At 71.3% G+C, this 1,611-nt stretch carries 2 protein-coding genes; one reads left to right on the top strand and one right to left on the bottom strand.

The features are described 5' to 3' along the window. Positions 1-713, bottom strand: a 713-nt coding sequence (locus ACOJTC_RS26570; RefSeq protein ID WP_420118932.1) for an aconitase family protein, incomplete at its 3' end; no start/stop codon positions are given. 49 nt (positions 714-762) lie between these two features. On the opposite strand from ACOJTC_RS26570, the gene ACOJTC_RS26565 reads away from it, so the two are divergent. Then, a complete protein-coding gene (locus ACOJTC_RS26565) occupies positions 763-1,449 on the top strand; it encodes an IclR family transcriptional regulator (RefSeq protein ID WP_088646078.1) in 687 nt (228 codons plus the stop codon). The last annotated feature ends 162 nt before the right edge of the window (positions 1,450-1,611 follow it).

Genomic DNA, 1,611 nt, shown 5'->3' with positions numbered 1-1,611 from the left:
GACATGTTGCAGATGGTCATCCGGGCCTCCATCGAGAGCTTCTCGATGGCGGAGCCGCGGTATTCGAGGATGTAGCCCTGGCCGCCGCCGGTGCCGATCCGGGCGATGATCGCCAGGATCAGGTCCTTCGCGGTGACCTCGTCGGGCAGTTCGCCCTCGACCGTGATGGCCATGGTCTTCGGGCGGGCCAGCGGCAGCGTCTGGGTGGCCAGGACGTGTTCGACCTCACTGGTGCCGATGCCGAAGGCCAACGCGCCGAACGCGCCGTGGGTCGCGGTGTGGGAGTCGCCACAGACGATCGTCATCCCCGGCTGGGTGACGCCCAGCTGGGGGCCGATCACGTGCACGATGCCCTGGTTCTCGTCGCCCAGGGGGTGCAGCCGCAGGCCGAACTCGGCGCAGTTGCGGCGCAACGTCTCGATCTGGGTACGCGAGGTCGGGTCCGCGATCGTCAGCAGGTCGCCCCGGCGCAGCCGGAACGCGGGGTCGTCGTACCCGGTCGGGGTGTTGTGATCCTCGGTCGCGAGCGTGAGATCGGGGCGGCGGACCCGCCGGCCGGCCTGGCGCAGCCCGTCGAACGCCTGCGGGCTGGTCACCTCGTGCAGCAGGTGCAGGTCGATGTAGAGCAGGTCCGGCTCACCCTCGGCGGTCCGTACGACGTGCGCGTCCCAGACCTTCTCGGCCAGGGTCCTCGGTTGAGTGACTCCCACCATCTGGACATCCTAAATTCTGGGAGGTAAATTTCGGCTTGTGGGACACAGTATGAGCGGTGTCGGCGTCCTCGACAAGGCGGTGGTCATCCTGGCCGCCTGTGTCGACGGCGCCAGCCTGGCCGAACTCGTTGAACGCACCAAGCTGCCCCGAGCCACCGCACACCGGCTGGCCCAGGCCCTGGAGATCCACCGGATGCTGGTCCGGGACACCCAGGGGCGATGGCGTCCCGGGCCCCGGCTCGGCGAGCTGGCCAACGCCGCCCCGGACGTCCTGCTGACCGCCGCCGAGCCGCTGCTCGCCGCGCTGCGCGACGCCACCGGGGAGAGCGCCCAACTCTACCTGCGCCGGGCCGACGAACGGGTCTGTGTGGCCGCCGCCGAGCGGGCCAGCGGCCTGCGGGACACCGTGCCGGTCGGCTCGGTGCTGCCCATGACGGCCGGCTCCGCGGCGCAGATCCTGCTCGCCTGGGAGCCGCCCGAGGCGGTCATGCCGCTGCTGCCCCGGTCCAAGTTCACCGGCCGCACCCTCGCCGAGGTACGCCGCCGGGGCTGGGCGCAGAGCGTCGCCGAACGGGAGGCCGGTGTGGCGAGCGTCTCCGCGCCGATCCGGGACCGCACCGGCCGGGTGATCGCCTCGATCAGCATCTCCGGCCCGATCGAACGCCTCGGCCGCCGCCCCGGCGAACGACACGCCATGGCCGTCGTCCGCGCCGGCCAACGCCTCTCCGGCCTCTAACCACCCCCTCCCCCACCCCTCCTCTTCCCGCCCCTCTCCACCCCCACCCCGCCTCTGACTCGGTGATCAAGAGGTTTGCGTCATGTTTCAGAGATCGAAGTGACGCCAACCTCGTGATCACCGAGGCGAGAGCGGCGGGGACAGGTGGGCCCGGCGGGGGGT

It is taken from the genome of Micromonospora sp. (assembly GCF_048594385.1).
GTDB lineage: Bacteria > Actinomycetota > Actinomycetes > Mycobacteriales > Micromonosporaceae > Micromonospora > Micromonospora wenchangensis.
Note: the sequence above shows the minus strand (reverse complement) of the source record. Positions and strands in the feature narration are given on the sequence as shown.